The sequence below is a fragment of the Bradyrhizobium ottawaense genome (genome assembly GCF_002278135.3).
Classification (GTDB): domain Bacteria; phylum Pseudomonadota; class Alphaproteobacteria; order Rhizobiales; family Xanthobacteraceae; genus Bradyrhizobium; species Bradyrhizobium ottawaense.
Genome location: NZ_CP029425.2, coordinates 3450359 through 3466279, shown reverse-complemented (window position 1 = coordinate 3466279; position 15921 = coordinate 3450359). Strand labels below are relative to the sequence as shown.

At 65.3% G+C, this 15921-nt stretch carries 18 protein-coding genes and 1 tRNA gene; 9 read left to right on the top strand and 10 right to left on the bottom strand.

Annotated features, from left to right (window positions below; genetic code table 11):
• Nucleotides 1-112: 112 nt before the first annotated feature.
• Both CIT37_RS16415 and CIT37_RS16410 read left to right on the top strand, forming a co-directional pair.
• Nucleotides 113-589: a hypothetical protein gene (locus CIT37_RS16415; protein ID WP_095426197.1), complete on the top strand. Its 477-nt coding sequence runs from the start codon at nt 113-115 to the stop codon at nt 587-589.
• A 164-nt stretch (nt 590-753) separates the two neighbouring features.
• A tRNA-Thr gene (locus CIT37_RS16410) sits at nt 754-828 on the top strand.
• Between the two features lie 18 nt (nt 829-846).
• Here CIT37_RS16410 and CIT37_RS16405 read toward each other — a convergent pair.
• From CIT37_RS16405 to CIT37_RS16390, 4 genes are all read right to left on the bottom strand, one after another.
• On the bottom strand, nt 847-1260 hold the full coding sequence (locus tag CIT37_RS16405; protein WP_095426196.1) for a GFA family protein: 414 nt from the start codon (nt 1258-1260) through the stop codon (nt 847-849).
• Nucleotides 1261-1477: 217 nt separating this feature from the next.
• Nucleotides 1478-3310, bottom strand: coding sequence for a BamB-related PQQ repeat family beta-propellar protein (locus CIT37_RS16400; RefSeq protein WP_095426195.1), 1833 nt, complete (start codon nt 3308-3310; stop codon nt 1478-1480).
• Nucleotides 3311-3409: 99 nt separating this feature from the next.
• Entirely contained in the window at nt 3410-4123 is a 714-nt protein-coding gene (locus CIT37_RS16395) for a class I SAM-dependent methyltransferase (protein ID WP_095426194.1), read from the bottom strand.
• A gap of 200 nt (nt 4124-4323) precedes the next feature.
• Entirely contained in the window at nt 4324-6021 is a 1698-nt protein-coding gene (locus CIT37_RS16390) for a methyl-accepting chemotaxis protein (protein WP_095426193.1), read from the bottom strand.
• Between the two features lie 237 nt (nt 6022-6258).
• Here CIT37_RS16390 and CIT37_RS16385 point away from each other — a divergent pair, with 237 nt between their 5' ends.
• Nucleotides 6259-6459 (top strand): hypothetical protein, encoded by a 201-nt coding sequence (locus CIT37_RS16385; RefSeq protein ID WP_038950518.1) that lies wholly within the window; start codon nt 6259-6261, stop codon nt 6457-6459.
• Nucleotides 6460-6462: 3 nt separating this feature from the next.
• On the opposite strand, the gene CIT37_RS16380 is transcribed toward CIT37_RS16385, so the two are convergent.
• A complete protein-coding gene (locus tag CIT37_RS16380; protein ID WP_152036338.1) occupies nt 6463-6729 on the bottom strand; it encodes a hypothetical protein in 267 nt (88 codons plus the stop codon).
• Between CIT37_RS16380 and CIT37_RS16375 the strand changes: the two genes are divergently transcribed.
• Both CIT37_RS16375 and CIT37_RS16370 read left to right on the top strand, forming a co-directional pair.
• Nucleotides 6728-7102, top strand: a complete 375-nt coding sequence (locus CIT37_RS16375; RefSeq protein ID WP_095426192.1) for a hypothetical protein — start codon at nt 6728-6730, stop codon at nt 7100-7102. The genes CIT37_RS16380 and CIT37_RS16375 overlap by 2 nt on opposite strands.
• 405 nt (nt 7103-7507) lie before the next feature.
• Nucleotides 7508-7762 (top strand): hypothetical protein, encoded by a 255-nt coding sequence (locus CIT37_RS16370; RefSeq protein ID WP_038972369.1) that lies wholly within the window; start codon nt 7508-7510, stop codon nt 7760-7762.
• Between the two features lie 27 nt (nt 7763-7789).
• On the opposite strand, the gene CIT37_RS16365 is transcribed toward CIT37_RS16370, so the two are convergent.
• The 4 genes from CIT37_RS16365 to CIT37_RS16350 form a co-directional block, all read right to left on the bottom strand.
• A complete protein-coding gene (locus CIT37_RS16365; RefSeq protein WP_038972370.1) occupies nt 7790-8032 on the bottom strand; it encodes a DUF6719 family protein in 243 nt (80 codons plus the stop codon).
• A gap of 252 nt (nt 8033-8284) precedes the next feature.
• Entirely contained in the window at nt 8285-8992 is a 708-nt protein-coding gene (locus tag CIT37_RS16360) for an outer membrane protein (protein WP_028141092.1), read from the bottom strand.
• Nucleotides 8993-9279: 287 nt separating this feature from the next.
• Nucleotides 9280-9714, bottom strand: coding sequence for a hypothetical protein (locus CIT37_RS16355; RefSeq protein WP_018322171.1), 435 nt, complete (start codon nt 9712-9714; stop codon nt 9280-9282).
• 211 nt (nt 9715-9925) lie between these two features.
• The gene (locus CIT37_RS16350; protein ID WP_095426191.1) at nt 9926-10318 is read right to left on the bottom strand and encodes a His-rich protein BRANT; all 393 of its coding nucleotides are present in this window, start codon (nt 10316-10318) and stop codon (nt 9926-9928) included.
• Between the two features lie 250 nt (nt 10319-10568).
• On the opposite strand from CIT37_RS16350, the gene CIT37_RS16345 reads away from it, so the two are divergent.
• Both CIT37_RS16345 and CIT37_RS16340 read left to right on the top strand, forming a co-directional pair.
• Complete coding sequence (locus tag CIT37_RS16345; RefSeq protein ID WP_028141095.1) at nt 10569-11111, top strand: tetratricopeptide repeat protein; 543 nt, start codon at nt 10569-10571, stop codon at nt 11109-11111.
• A 106-nt stretch (nt 11112-11217) separates the two neighbouring features.
• Nucleotides 11218-12600, top strand: coding sequence for a serine hydrolase domain-containing protein (locus CIT37_RS16340; RefSeq protein ID WP_095426190.1), 1383 nt, complete (start codon nt 11218-11220; stop codon nt 12598-12600).
• Between the two features lie 51 nt (nt 12601-12651).
• Here the strand turns inward: CIT37_RS16340 and CIT37_RS16335 are convergent, their stop codons facing one another.
• Entirely contained in the window at nt 12652-14220 is a 1569-nt protein-coding gene (locus tag CIT37_RS16335) for a S10 family peptidase (RefSeq protein WP_095426189.1), read from the bottom strand.
• Nucleotides 14221-14468: 248 nt separating this feature from the next.
• On the opposite strand from CIT37_RS16335, the gene CIT37_RS16330 reads away from it, so the two are divergent.
• Nucleotides 14469-15248 (top strand): NAD kinase, encoded by a 780-nt coding sequence (locus CIT37_RS16330; protein ID WP_028141098.1) that lies wholly within the window; start codon nt 14469-14471, stop codon nt 15246-15248.
• Between the two features lie 102 nt (nt 15249-15350).
• A complete protein-coding gene (locus CIT37_RS16325) occupies nt 15351-15896 on the top strand; it encodes a response regulator (protein WP_008549760.1) in 546 nt (181 codons plus the stop codon).
• Nucleotides 15897-15921: the final 25 nt, after the last annotated feature.

Genomic DNA, 15921 nt, shown 5'->3' with positions numbered 1-15921 from the left:
CACCGTGCGCTCACATCCGTTTGACCGTTTGCTTGCAAAATCCACCGGTTTCATCGGAACGTCCGGCGCCGCAAGCGTTTAGCCCCCGTCAACAAAATGGGAGCCAACAACCATGAACATCAAGCTTCTTGGAGCGACGGCGATTGCGGCGACCATGCTGGCAGGCTCTGCCATGGCGCAGGCCGTCGTCACCAATCCCGGCCGCTGCTCGGCGCAATTCCCCAACGCCAATTGCCAGAATCTCGGCCCAGGAAATCCATACACCGATAGCGGATACCGTCAGCGCCGCGTGTCCTATCGTCAGACCAATGGCGATTGGAATAACGATTGGAACAGGAGCCGCACCGGCTTCTGGCCGACCGACGTCGCAGCCGGCGTAGCCGGCGCCGCGATCGGCACCGCGGGCGCGATTGCCAGCGCGCCGTTCCGCGCCTGGGACAATTCCTACGCCTACGACAATTCGTGGGACAACCGCGGCTGGGACAATCGTGGCTGGGACACCCGCAACTACGCCCAGCGTAACGGCTTCGTCTGTACGCCTGGCACCTGGTTCAAGGGCGCAGACGGCCGCCGGCACATCTGCCAGTAAGGCGAACTAAATCGATGAGAGAGATCAGGCGGCCTCCGGGCCGCCTGATTCATGTTCGCGGCGACGGCCTTTCCGGTTCTGGCACTTTCCGATCAAGTCTGGTATTGCGGCGCGCAACGGGTGGACACCCCGGCCCATGCCGGCCCTGCCCGCCTCCAGGCGTCGCCGGCTTAGCTCAGCGGTAGAGCAGCGGTTTTGTAAACCGAAGGTCGGGGGTTCAATCCCCTCAGCCGGCACCAGCATCTGGCGTACAGGTCTCAGCTCGAATGCTTCGGCGCGCTGCCTTGCTGGAAGTGCTCGGTACCTGACATCTCCACCCAGCCATGCTTGGACTGCTCGAACACCGATCTGATCGGCGGCGGAAAATCCGGATTTGCGATCGCGCCGACGGCAACGCCGATCATCGCGGGCAGATTCTCGGCTTGCCAATAGACGGTCGAACCGCAGTCGGGACAAAAATAGCTGCGGACCTTGCCGCCGCTCGCGGCTGTCCGAACGTACTCCTTTGACGGTCCCGCGATCGTGACAGCGCGCGCCGGATAGAACGCACCCACGCCGAACGGCGCGCCGGTTCGTCGCTGACAGTCGAGGCAATGACAGGCAACGACGAACTGCGATGGTCCCGGCAGCGACAGCGAAAGAGCACCGCAGCGGCATCTGGCATCGATCATCGAATTTGCTCTCCCTGCTGGACGGATGCGAATTGAAGTGGCGATGCGGCCGCATCTCTCCCGTCATTGCGAGCGAAGCGAAGCAATCCAGACTGCCTCCGCGGAAAGACTCTGGATTGCTTCGTCGCTCCGCTCCTCGCAATGACGAGGAGGCAGCCTCGGCCCGTATCCAAACGCGTTGCAGCGCGTCCGGGACACGAGAGCGAACGCGTGACGCTCACTCCGTCCCCACCTCGAACGCCAGCAGCACGTTGCCGGCGACGCCGCTCCATTGGCCGTAGCCGGAATTGGTGTAGAGCATGCCGCCGGCGATGACCGGCCCGGGGCCGTCGATCGCGCCGCCATGGGCGGGAACGCCGTTCACCGCCTTGAAATCCTGCGCGGTGTCGAACTCCCAGAGCAGCTTGCCATCGGTGGCATAGGCGCGCAGGAAGCCGCTGACGCCGCCGGAGAACACCACGCCCGGGATCAGGCTCACCGCCGCCGAGAGCGCGGGGCTGCATTTGGGGCGGTCGCCGCAGGCGACCGGCGGCACCTCCATCGCGATCTTGCCGCTGGCGAGGTCGAGGCCGAACAGGCCGCCGCCTTGCGTGGAATCGAGTTGCCGCGTGCCGTCACGCATGAAGCGGACGTCGGAGTTGGCCACATAGATGCGCTCGCCGTCCGCGGCCGAGCCCCACTCGCTGCCGCCGAGCGCACCGCCCTTCCCGATCCTTGTCTGCCACAGGATCTTGCCGCCGTCATCGGGATCGAGCGCATGCACGACACCGGACTTCTGCGCGATGACGAGCACGCGCCTGCCGTCACGCAAGGTCACGAGGATCGGCGACTGGCCGAAATCGTGATCGGGTCCGTGATCCTCCGGACAATTGGACTTGTCCGCGGTGAAGCACGCCACGACGAAGGCATCCTTGGGCGTGGCCTGCTGCTTCCAGAGCAGCTTCCCGGTCGCGAGCTCAAAAGCGAGGATCGCATCGGCGGTTGCCGCCGGCGGGTTCGAATATGAATTGCTGGTCGCCACATAGACGGCATTGCGCTTCGCATCGATCGTCGGCGCCGACCAGATCGCGGCGCCGGACGGACCGAACAGCTGCGTGCCCCTGGCATTCTTGCCGGTCGGATGCGGCACTTCCGGAATCGTATAGGCCTGCCAGACCAGCTTGCCGGTCGCCGCGTCCAGCGCCACGACGCTGCCGCGGAAGGTGCAGCATTCGTAACTGGCTTGCGAGCCTGCGGCTTCCTCGATCGAGGACACCGGCACGTAGAGCACGCCGGAATGCAGCGTCGGCGCACCGGTGATGCGCGCGGCGGCATGCTCCTCGACCTTCGTCTTCCACATCAGCGCGCCGGTCAGCGCGTTCACGGCATAGGCGTTGGCGCGCAAATCGCCGAAGAAGATCGCGAACTGGTCGGAGCCCGGAAGCGGCGCAAAGCTGATCGCGGCGCGCACCGCCGCATCGATCGCCAGCGTCCACAGCGTGCAGCCGCTGCGCGCGTCGAGCGCGTGCACCTTGCGATCGGTGCCGCCGATGAACAGGATTCCGCCCACGATGGTCGGCGGCGCAAACGACACCGAGGCGCCGGGGAACGCATAGGCCCATTTCAATCGCAGGCGCGGCACCTGCTCCGCGGTCAGCCCCGCCATGTCGGCGGGCTGGAATCGGCTGTTGTTGGTGTCGACGCCCCATCCGTTCCAGCGCGGACCGTCAAGGGCTTGCGGAAAACCGATGACCTGTTGCGCGCAGCGGCCTTCCGCGTCGGTTGCAACGCCGCCGGTCGCGATCTTGCCGGTGACGAAGGAAGCGATCGCGCGACGTTCCGCGTCGCTGCGATCCTTTGCCATCGCCGCCATGCTGCCGGAGGTCAACGCCGCCAGGACATGGTCGAACGACATCGCCTGCATGGCGCCGCGGCCCGGCACGCGGCTCTGCACATCGCCGTCGTGGCATTGCGCGCAATGCGCGGCGTAGAGCGCTGCCCCCTCCTGCTGCGCCAGCGCCGGCGCGCTGCACCAGATCAACAACGCGGCCAGGACAGCACATGCTCTCATGGTGGGCTCCGGCAGGTCACCGCGATACGAGATCGCTACACAACCCAAAGTCTATCGCCGGGGCGATCACGGACGCAATGGACGTTCCGCCCGCAGCTGTCACACATCCGTGGCCGTGCGGACGCGATCCGGCAACTCATCCAGCCGCCAGAGCCCGAGGCTCTTGTCGCGCCAGCCGCCATCGCCCTCGTCGCAGCGCTCGTCGATCAATTCGCGCGGCACCGGCCAGTCGAACGGCGCCTTCGTCATGTTGAGCGCGCGCCAGTCGCCATCCTCGCAATCGCAATTGTCCTCCCACTCCGGAAACGTCGTGACGAGCAGGAATTGCGCGCCGCTCTCGCGAAAGCGGCCGATCACGCGGGCGATGTTCTGAAAACTCAGATGCACCAGGCAGTCCCGGCACAGGATCAGATCGGCACGCGGCAGTGCATCGCGCGTGATATCGGCCACCAGGAATCGGCCGGCCAATTCGCCGCGCGCCGCACGCGCGTTGTTGGTCTCGATCAGCGACGGCACAATGTCGATGCCGATATAGTCGAGGTCGAGCTTGACGCGGCCGATCCAGCCGGCATCGCCGCAGGGCGCATCGAGCAGCGAGCGCGCGCCGAGCCGTTGCAGCAGCGAAGGAAGCGCCTCCCGGATCGCGGCGGTGGCCGTGTCCTCCGAGCCGAGGCCCGACACCGAGTTCGTGGCACCCCAAAGGTTCGTCCGCTCGATCCGCTCGAACCGCGCGGCGAGATCGAGCCCAACGAAATTGTCGCGGTCGGCGACGAAGCGTTCGTGGGCCAGCACGGGAGGACGATTGGAGATCATGGGATCGGACTCAAAGTCGAGATTCCGGTGCAAACACGCTATACTCGCGCCCCATGCGCTCGACCACCCCGACAGAGAAGGCCAGGATCGCCGCTGGCGCGGTGACGGCCGTCGTCATGACGGCCGTGCTGCTTGCTCTCGCGCTTGGTTTCCTGCTGGCGCTCTAATTTAAGGCGCGCGACGGGCGGATGCCGGCGGACTTACGCCGTGCGCACCGTCCGCAGGAATTTCCCGACCTCGTCCTTCAGCCGGTTGCTGTCGGTCGCCAGCATCTTGGCGGTCGAGAGCACCTGCGAGGAGGCCGAGCCGGTCTCGGCCGCTCCGCGCTGCACGTCGGTGATGTTCGAGGAGACCTGCTGGGTGCCGTGAGCGGCCTGCTGGACGTTGCGCGAGATCTCCTGGGTGGCGGCGCCCTGCTCCTCGACGGCCGCGGCAATGGTCGAAGACACCTCCGACAGCCGCTCGATGGTCACGGAGATATCGCGGATCGCGTTGACGGATTCCTGGGTCGCGGTCTGGATGCCGGAGATCTGCAGACTGATCTCGCCGGTCGCCTTCGCGGTCTGCTCGGCCAGCGTCTTCACTTCGGACGCGACGACCGCGAAACCGCGGCCGGCCTCGCCGGCACGCGCCGCTTCGATCGTGGCGTTCAGCGCCAAAAGGTTGGTCTGGCCGGCAATCGTGTTGATCAGCTCCACGACGTCGCCGATCCGCGTCGCGGCAACCGAGAGCTCGCTGACCCGTTCCGTCGTGGTGCGGGCCTGGGTGACGGCTTCGCCCGCCATCCGCGCGGATTCCTGCACCTGCCGGCTGATCTCGTTGACCGAGGAGGACAGCTCCTCCGTGGCGGTCGCGACCGATTGCACGTTGCCGGTGGCTTCGCCGGACGCGACTGCGACGACCGACGTCAGCTCCTGCGCGCGCTGCGCGGTGGTCGCCAGCGTCGAGGACGACGCTTCGAGCTCGGTGGAGGCGGATCCGACCGTCTCGATGATCTCGCCGACGGCGCGTTCAAAGCCGTCGGCGAGGTTGACCATGTCGCGACGGCGCTGATCGGCAGCCTGCTTCTCGACTTCGAGCTGCGCGGCCTTGAGGCGCTCGACTTCCAATGCATTGGTCTTGAACACTTCGACCGTCTTGGCCATGTCGCCGATCTCGTCGCGCCGGTCCTTCTCGGGCACCTCGGTCTTGAGATCGTTGCGGGCAAGCCCCTCCATGGCGAGCTTGAGCCGGGCGATCGGCTGCGACATCGCCTTGAGGCCGATGAACAGCGCGATCGCAATGCCCAGGATCAGACCGCCGGCGCTGACGCCGATCACGGTCCAGGTCGCGGCGTGAGCGTCGCGGCTGATGGTGTCCTTGCGCTTGGCCACGGCCTGGGTCGTCTCGGTCGTGAACTTGGCGATGCGTGCCAGGGCCGCATCGAGCAAGGGATCGCACTCCTTGTGCGCGCGTTCGGCTGCCCTGGCGTTCTCTTCCGTGCTGCTGGCCTGTGAGCCGGCCTGGAGCACCGGATCGCAGCCGGTGAACGCAGCTTTCAGCTGGTCGCCGATGCCCTTCAGCTCGCCGGCACGCGATGGGTCGTCCTGCTCGGCCGCATGGAGGAATTGACGAATTTCGTCGCGGTTCTGGGTCGCGGTCTTGAGGCGTCTGGCGTTGCCTGCTTCGGTTGCCTCGGTGAAGATCGCATAGAGCGCCGCGTGGTAGGTCTCGGCGCGGCGCTGGGCGCGGGTGAGGTTGAGAGCGGAAGATTGCGCGGCGGAGAGCTCGCCGAAACCGTCGACGGTCGCGGAGAGTTCGCGCACGCCAAAGGCCGCGACGGCGATCATCGCACAGCCCATCACGGTCACGATCAGCGCGACCTTCCAGACGATCTTCAGATTGTTCAAAAAGCTCATCGCAGCCGTCCCAATGATTTTCTGCGCCTATCCCGGCGTGCATTGGAACCGGCGGGCGTTAAGATTTAATGCAAATTGAGGGCGTCATCTTACGGAAAAATAACCCTTTTGAGCCCTCGCCGTAAGCTTCGCGTAAGCTTCGACCGGTTGCGCGGGCGATCCCGACATTCCAGACGGGAACCGAGCCTCGGCGTCGGCCGTTGTCGGCCCATGCGGATCAGGGAAGAAAACCGAAATATGTTTCTGCTGGCGACCGTGACGCTGTGCTGTGTCGCCGTGGCCGGGACATTGATGTTGTTCGAGCCGATGCTTGGGTCGGCCCCCGAAAAGCGGGTCGCCGAGACAGCCGTGATCGACGACACCCGGACACCGGTTCAGACACCGGTCCGGGTGGTTGGCGCACCGTTCGAGCCCAACGTCAATCCGCGCCAGCGATAGCGCTCACCTCGGCGACGCCTGCGTGCCCTCCTCGGGCCGGCCATGCGCACGCGCCAATTCCTCGACGAACGCGATCACCTCCGCCCGCTTGTCGGGCGGCAGCGACAAGAACGCGCGGATGAGCCTCAGGCCCTCCACTTCGTCCGACCGTTCTTTTCTGGAATCCATCTGCCTATTTTCGGGCGACCGGGAAAAATATGCAATCCTTTGTTTACCGCCTTGATTCGCCGCAGCCGCTTTGCTGGAATGGGACCGGCTGAGGTGGATCATGAAATGGATCGTGGAACGTGACGCGCTGATCGCGCCGACACTGGCCTTCGTCCAATCGGTGACCGGCAGGAAGGATGATGTCCTTCAGCCGGAAGAGACCCCGGTTGCCACGACAGCCGCGGTCGAGATCGTTGCCGTGGAGGCCGCCGCGGTCGAGATCGAGCTGACCCAAGCTCCGGTACCGCCCCCACCCACTCCTCCGCCGCCACCGCGGGCGATCGGTGATTTCCGCACCGAGATGCAGGCCCGCATCGCCAATTTCCGCAAGCATCAGGAGCGGTTCGAGCGCGAGCGCGGGGAATATTGTGCCGAAACCCTGACCAGATTGCGCGCCGCCATCCACGACGCCCCGGCCCCACCGGCCAGAAAATAACGCGCCACCCCCGTCGGAGGGGCCTACAGCCAGGACCACACCAGCCAAAGATTGGCCGCGCAGGCGCCGAATAACGCCAGCGTCAGCGGCAGGAGCATGTGCCCGCAGGAGGTCTTCAGGTCGCTCGTCATGGCGGAAAACATCCGCTGATTCCGCCAAACGAGTCCCAAGGATTCTTTTTTTCGCGATTCAGGAGTCGTTAAGGACTCAAGGCCCGGCTAAAGCGCGATGCGATGAGGATGAATCGTCATCGCGCTTTAAGCTGTTGTTTAATCATGATCTTTTCGGAAAACCGCTGCTCGCTTTCCGGATCATGCTTTAGCCTGGATCACGGGCCCGTGATCGCCAGCCCCCCGGAACCCGCGGCCCGTGAGGTCGTTAATGCGCTTTCCGGGAGCGGGAAGAATGCCCTACGCCTTGTTCTGCAACGACGCCCAGATCAGCAAGGCCTATCCGAGCGAATCCGACGTCTGGAAGCTCGCTTATCGGAGCGGTCTGGTCGTGGACATCAGCGCCGACGAGGAGCGTCCCGGGCCACGCCGGGTGCTCGACAACGACTACGAGATTAAGCCCTGCCGGGTCGTCCAGGGTGAGGACCCCGCCCAAAACAAGGCCGAGGCCGACCGCCAGTCGACGATGGAGCTCGAGCTGAATTCGTGAGGTCCGGCGGCGGAAGCCGCAAAGCGGTCAGGGCGTTGCGGTTGCCAGAGAGGCCTGCTCACCGGCCAGCGCCACGCAGGCCTTGCGGCGATGTAGCCCGCGGATCGCGCCGGTGACCTTGAGCACCTTGCCCGACGGGCAGGACGCGTCCTTGACGAAGGCCACCTCGTAAGGTGCCAGCATCAGAGGCTCGGATTTGAGGATTGTCTGTGCAGAGCACGGCAGGCAGACAAAGCACGAGAGCACCACCGCCGACACCAAGATACGCATGACCGTCGTCCCACCAGCCCGGTAATTCTCATATAACGCTTTCCGGAGCGCGAGTTCCGTAAGCGGCAAAAATTATTTTTGCTTTACCCAAGTCCCATGACGCGCGTGAGAAAGCGCCCGCCGGAATGTTTTCCTGCAAATGACGCGCCAGATGGTTCACGCAAAGCAAACATGGGGCCGACAGGCAAGAGGCTGACAAACGAAAGGCCGGCGGGAAGCCGGCCTTTGTCAGAGCGTGGTCGCGGTAGAGGGTCAGTAGCGCGAGGCTGCCGGACCGCCCCAGCCGAAGCGGTAGTTCACACCGACCTTGACGGTATGCTCGTCCTCCCGGCCGCGAACGCCGACGATGTCTGCCGGACCGGAGGTGAAGGTGGTGCTGCCGAAATTGTAGTACTGGTACTCGGCCTTGGCCGACCAGCTGGGCGCGAACATGTATTCGAGGCCGGCGCCGACGGTGTAGCCGTCCTTGCTGTTGCCGGTGGTGGTGAAGCCCTGCGGCACGCCTGCGACATTGACGCCCAGGCCGCCATTGCGCCAGGCGTAACCGCCCTTGGCATAGAGCAGCGCCGGACCCCAGGTGTAGCCGATGCGGCCGGTCACCGACCCGAGCTGGTCGGTATTGGAGGTCACCTGCGTGCCCAGCGGGAACGTGACGCCGTTGTTGTTGGTCGGCAGCCAGGAATACTGGGCCTCGATACCCACCACCCAATTGGGCGCGAACTGGTAGTCGAAGCCGCCCTGCACGCCGCCGAGGAAGCGGGCGTCGCTGGACTGGAAGCTGCTGTCGCCGGCGAACGCGCCGCCGACATGGCCGCCGATGTAGAAACCGGTCCAGTTATAAATCAGCTGCGGCGGCGTGTAGGCCGGGGCCTTGGCGTAGGTGCGCGGCTGCATGTCCGCGGCGGCGGCCGGCGCGGCCAGCGCAAGCAGAGCAGCTGCACCCAGCAAAATCGATTTCATGATCATCCCCGTTCTTTCATTTGCGACACTCAGGAAACAACGTGGCGTGAATTGGGTTGCTTCGCGGCGATGCCGGAACGTTGATCGCTCGTGACTGTGACGGTGGGGCAACAACGCGATTTTGTTCCGTCACGTCGTCCTGCACCGACTATTTTTGTCGTCTGCGCAGGGCCTGCCGTAACAATTTGTCGCGAGGTCGAACCACCCCGTTCAAAGCTCGCCGAAATGTGATCCGGCGGCTCCGGCAGTCATCGTTCTAACACCCGGCGATGAAGGCGGGCTTTGCGCTACCGCGTCATCTTTTCCAGTTCCGGAAAGGGTACGTAAACCGCGCCGGCGCAGAGCTCGCTCGTGCGGTCGACGACGCGGTCCGCCCGTCCGTTGACGAAGATCACAGCGCGTTCCCGCATGGCCTTGTAGCTGCCATCGGTCTCGCGCGGGGTGAAATGCAGACAGCTCACATAGAACTGCCGGCCGCCGACCTCGCGCTGGACCGGCTCGGCCATGCTGGCCTCGCGCACGCCGACCGGGTTGTTCAGATAGGTGCGCATCAGCGCCGGGATGTCGCCGCGGAAATTGTCGGGAAACGGCTGCGGCCCTCCGGCCTGGGTCCCCCCGATGATGGTCGGACGGTCACCGTCGCTGCCGAAACATGCCGCGAGCGCCAACGGCAATAGCAGGACCGATGCCAAGCTCGCCGCACGTTTCGCCAATCGCCCCACAGATCCCGCTCCCGCTCGAACAGACTAAGGGGACGTTCTAGCCGCAAGGTCGTGCAAAGGGAATTCGCGTCCCCGGGGCTTTGCGACGCACGCACCGTCCCGCCGCCGGCGTCTCGCGCTTTCGCGCAAGGCGCCGAGACGACGGGCCGGGTCTGAAGTCCTGACGCGGCGGCGGGGCAATGCTTGGGATGCCGCCGCGCAGGATCAGTCGTTAGCTGCGCTTCTCGGTGGTTGCCGGCTTGGTGAGGTCCGGCTGCGCCTTCAGCGACTTCTTCGCCGACAGATGCTTGTGGTGATGGCGATGCGTCCGCACGGTCTTGTGCTCGTCGGGCGTGACCGCTGCGTTGGCATTCAGCGCCTTCGACTTGGAATACACCTTGGCGTCCGCCTTGACGTCGGCGGGCTTCACGTCGCCGGCCTTCGCGTCGGTCTTGGCATCGGCCTTGATGCCGGTGTCCGGTTTTGCGGCGGTGGTCGAGGCCTTGGTCTGGCTCTGGTCCGCCTTGATCACCGGGGCCGTGGTGGTCTTGCCGGCCTCGGCAGCGAAGGCCGGGGCTGCGATCACGGAAGCGGCGAGCAAGGCTGCGGAAATGGTCTTCAACATGGTGGTCTCCTCTTGGAAGGATCTTGAGGCGGCGCCCTCTCGCCTCCCCTTCGATCGTGGGTGGGAGCCTAGGGGCGGCGCGCTGAACCCTGTCTGAAGCCCCCTGCAGGCTTCCGTTCATCTCGATGACAAGTTTGTCATCTGCGCCCGGGCGAATAGATCGTGCGAAGCGGGAATGTTTTCGCCAGACGGGTGTTCCGGTCTTCGGGCAATCGTGTAGGATCGCCACGTTCCATTCGGGAGAATTTAGATGCGCAAACTCTCAATGCTTGTCGTGCCGGGATTGGTCGCCATGTCGCTGGCGGCCGCGCCGGTGCTGTCCAGCGCCTATGCCGCCGGCAGTGACGAGCCCTCGCCGCCGCCGAAGTCGGACTCCTCGTCCAAGAAGGGCAAGAAGAAGAGCTCTTCCGTCAGCGATCCCAAATTCCTCGCCGCCTATCGCACCGCCTACACGGCGATCTACGACAACCACGACTACACCGGCGCGATCGATCAGCTGAAGTCGCTCAAGCGCGACGACGTCGCCGACGTCGCCAATCTGATCGGCTACTCCTATCGCAAGCTCGGCGACTACCAGTCGTCGAAGGTCTATTACGAGCTGGCGCTGAAGGACGATCCGAACCACGTCCGCACCTGGCAGTATTACGGCCTCTGGCAGCTTGAGCAGGGCAACCGCGAACAGGCGCAGTATCATCTGAACAAGATCGCCTCGCTCGCCGGCACCGACAGCTCCGAGTATCGCTCGCTTGCCACGGCGCTCGACAAGCCGACCGGCGCGACGCTCGTCTACTGAGACAATCGCATCTTCGACCTCGCGAACGGGCACAACCTTTCGGTTGTGCCCGTTCGGCTTTCTCGGCTAGCCTCTCGCATCGATTTTCCCAGCAAATTGGTGTGCAATGGACCCGTGGCTGCGATCCGCGATCGACTACATCGGCTCCTGGATCGAATTCCAACTGACGACCATCCAGCAGCCAGGCGTCATCGTCGCATTCGCCCATCGCGGCGAGATCGTCGCCGAGCATGCGTTTGGCCTCGCCAATCTCGACACCGGCGAGAAGCTCACCCCGCGCCACCGCTTCCGCATCGCCTCCCACTCCAAGAGCTTCACCTCGGCCGGCATCATGAAGCTGCGCGAACAGCGCAAGCTCCGGCTCGACGATCCGGTCGGCCAATATGTCGGTGGCCTGCATCCGCGCGTCGCCGAGACCACGATCGCGCAGGTGCTATCGCACAGCGCCGGGTTGACGCGCGACGGCGCCGATTCCGGCCAGTTCATCGACCGCCGTTCCTATCTCGACGCGAGAGAGTTGCTCGCGGAATTGAAGCTGCCGACCGCGATCGAGCCCGGCACGCGCTTCAAATATTCCAATCACGGCTTTGGCCTGCTCGGCCTCGTCATCGAAGCGGTGACCAAGCAGCCCTACTCCGCCTGGATCAAGCGCGAGATCATCGAGCCCGCGGGCCTGCGCGAGAGCGAGCCGGACGCGCCCCTTCCCAAAGGCGCATCGTTCGCGCGCGGCCATACGCGAAAGCTGCCGTTCGGCGAACGATGCGTGATCCCCGGCGACAATCCCGCGCACGCGATGGCGTCCGCTGCAGGCTTCGTTGCGACGGCCGGCGACACCGCACGCTTCTTCGCGCAGCTTGCGCCCAATGCAAAGAAGAGCGTGCTCTCGGTCGCAAGCCGCCGCGAGATGACGCGACACCATTGGCGTATCCCGCAGGGCTTCGAGGGCTATTACGGGCTCGGCGTCAATGCCGGCAAGACCGACGGCTGGGACTGGTTCGGCCATGGCGGCGGCTTTCAGGGCTACATCTCCCGCACCTGCGCCATTCCCGCTTGCGAGCTCACGATCAGCATCCTCAGCAACTCCATCGACGGCGCGGCACCGTTCTGGATGGACGGCGCGATGCAGATCTTGCGCGTGTTCAAGGCGCGCGGCACGGCCGACCGGCGCCTGCGCGACTGGACCGGCCGCTGGTGGACGATCTGGGGTGCGAGCGACCTCGTGCCGATGGGCAATCGCGTGGTCGTCGCCAATCCGCAGTTCAACAATCCGTTCATGGATGCCGCCGAGATCGAGGTCACCGGCCGCGACACCGGCAAGCTCGCCTGGGCTGCGGGCTATTCCAGCCATGGCGAGCCGGTGCGCCGTATCCGCGACAAGCGCGGCAGGATCAGCGAGGTCTGGATCGCCGGCGCCAACGTCAAGCCTGCGCGCGTCGTGGCGAAGGAGATCGCCCGTCGATATAAGCCGCGCAAACGGCGGCCTCTTTAATCGGAGCATGATCCTATCGGAAAACCGCTATACACTTTTCCGGATCATGCTCTACTCCCTGATCAGCGCCTCGACCTCGCTGCGAAACGCCTGCCGCGAGCCTCCTTGCGAATAGAACATGTGGCCGCCGGGGTAGACGACGAACTTCACGCGCTGCGTTGCGAAGGCCGGCATCTGATCGAGCACCCGCTTCGTTCCGAAATAGGGCGTGGCAAGGTCGAACAGGCCGTGCGCGACCAGCACGTTCAGCTTGGCATCAGTGGCGAGGATCTGGCGCAGCTCGGACACCGATTGCGGCGGGTTGATGCCACGGCCGAAATCCCAGTGACCTTCCACGGTGCCGTTCAGGACTTCATAGGAGCCGTCGGGCCGCCAGTTGAGCTTGCGCGAGAGCACGTCGACCGCGGCGCTCGTCAGCGGCGCCTGGAGCGCGTCGCCCGAGGGGTCGCCGAACCGCGAGCTGCTCGAATCCGGATAGGGATCGAAGCCGCGCACCGAGGCATCGTAACGTCCCGTCACCTTGCCGTTCTTGCGGTCGAATTCGCGGCGGAACTCACCGACGTCGAAGCGGCCGGCGAGCCGGCGGCTCACCGCCTGGTCGATGCCGGTGAGCGCGGCGACCTTGTCGGCAAGACGATTGGTGGCCTCCTTGTCCGCCTCGCCCTTGACGAGGTCGGCCAGGAATTCGCCGCGCGCGTAGGCCTCGACGTCTGCGAGATCGGCGCGCTTGACCGGCCCTTTGGCCTCGCGCGCCACCGCCACATAGCTCGGCAAGGTCGCGACATATTGCAGGAGGCTGGTGCCGGTGAACTCGCGGAAATCCAAGAGCGGCGACACCAGGATCAGGCCCTTGACGCCGACGCCGTGCTGGAGCTGCAACTGGCGCACCACCTTCGGCCCACGAATGCCGCCATAGCTCTCGCCCGCGACGTATTTCGGCGAGGTCAGCCGGTCGTGCTTCTCGAGCCAGCGGCGGATCACCAGCGCGATCGCGTTGACGTCGCCGTCGACGGAGTAGAACGATTTTCGTGCGTCCTCGCCGCTCGCAATGAAGCGGCTGTAGCCCGTGCTGACGGGATCGATGAAGACGAGATCGGTGAAATCGAGCCAGGTCTCCGCGTTCGGCTTCACCTCGGGCGAGGCTGACGGCGACAGCCCTTCGCCGTCGAGCGGCAGCCGCCATGGACCGGCCGCGCCGAACTGGAGCCACGCCGAGGACGCGCCGGGCCCGCCATTGAACAGGAACGTGACCGGGCGCGTGGCACGGTCGGCGCCGTCGAGCTGGTAGGACGTATAGGCGATGTCGGCCAACGGCTCGCCCTTGCCGTCGAACACCCGGATGGAGCCGGCGGTCGCGGCGAAATTGAGGGTGCGGCCGGGCAGATCCAGCGTCTGCTTCGTGGTGGAATCCGGGGGGAGACGGTGCGGCTCGGCCACGGACGGCGAGGCCTGCGTCGCGCTTTGCGGATTGGCGGCGCGCCCACCCTTCTGTGCCGCTGGCGATGCCGCCTCGGAGCGCGGCTGCGGCGGATCATCCGCGCGCGCGACACTCGCGAGCGCGGCCGCGGACACGGCCAGCACGAGCCCGGTTCGTCGCAGAGTCGGCAAGATCGTGAACATGATCGTTCTCCCTGCCCGGTTGTCACAGCCGGCGCGCTTCGAACTAGCGCGGAATTGCGACGCTTTGCGGGATCACCGGTCCGATGGGCAAGTAAGGCGCGCGGGCTGGCTCAAATCAACCCGTTTTGTTCTCTGGATCGACAATCGCCCGTTTGCCTTGAGAGGCGGTCATCCTCGACAATGGAGCCCCAGGTCGTATAGACGAGCCCGGCGGAACTTCCTCCAGCAAGCGGCCTGCCCGACAAGCCATGACCAAGCCCCAGCGATACGACCGCATCGCCTTCGTCGCCAGCCCGAGCAGCGAGGCGCAGGCCGCCTTCAGCCAGCTCACCAGGGACTATGGCAATTGCGACCCCAGGGAGGCCGACGTCGTGGTTGCGCTGGGGGGCGACGGGCTGATGCTGCAGACGCTGCACCAGAACATGCGCACGGGAAAGCCGATCTACGGCATGCATCGCGGCACCGTCGGCTTCCTGATGAACGAATACGCGACGCACGATCTGCGGGCGCGGCTCGAGACGGCGCATGAATCCGAGATCAATCCGCTCCTGATGCGCGCAACCGACGCCAACGACCGCGTCCACCTGCACCACGCCATCAACGAGGTCTACCTGTTCCGGCAGACCTCGCAGGCGGCGCGCCTGCGGATCCTGATCGACGAGCGCGAGCGCATGCCCGAGCTGATCGCCGACGGCATCATCGTGGCGACGCCGGCCGGCTCGACGGCCTACAATCTGTCGGCGCAGGGACCGATCCTGCCGATCAACGCCGCCCTTCTGGCACTGACCCCGATCAGCGCCTTCCGCCCGCGCCGCTGGCGCGGGGCGCTGCTGCCCAACACCGCCTATGTCGTGATCGAGGTGCTGGAGGACGACAAGCGTCCGGTCGCGGCCGTCGCCGACCATGAAGAGGTCCGCAGGGTCCGGCGCGTCGAGGTCCTGTCCGACAAGAGCATCTCGATGCGCATGCTGTTCGACCCCGGCCACAGCCTGGAAGAACGCATTTTGCGCGAGCAGTTCGGCTACTGAGCCCCCGCCCCCCCCCGCGCGCTGCGGGAGCCCGGTCGCAACCCTTCGTTAACCCTCGCCACGATATGGTTAACGAAGGTTGACCGCTTTGGCCTGGGCGTCATGTTCCGTATCGACTTCAACAAGCTGCGCTTCCTCGTCTGTGACGACAATCCGCACATGCGCCGCATCCTGCGCACGCTGCTGCATTCGTTCGGCGCGCGCGAGGTCTATGAGGCCGAGGACGGCGCCACCGCGCTGGAAATGTACAGCCACTACGTGCCTGACATCGTCATCACCGACTGGGCCATGCCGATCTTCGACGGGCTCGAGCTCGCGCAGATGATCCGGCAGCCGGAATCCAAGGGCAACCCCTACGCGCCGATCATCATGCTGACCGGCCATTCCGAGAAGCGCCGCGTCACCGTGGCGCGCGATGCCGGCGTCACCGAATTCCTGGCCAAGCCGATCTCGGCCAAGGGGCTCTATCAGCGCATCCTCAACGTGGTCGCCAATCCCCGCCCCTTCATCAAGACCAAGACCTATTTCGGGCCGGACCGGCGCCGCAACACCAACTCCGCCTATATGGGCCCCGAGCGCCGCGTCGGCGAAAAGCACGAGGTGCTGCAGCAGCCCTCGCTGCTCGACAAGGCCCGCTCATCCATCTAGCGCAACGTCTTCAGACGAGGCAGGC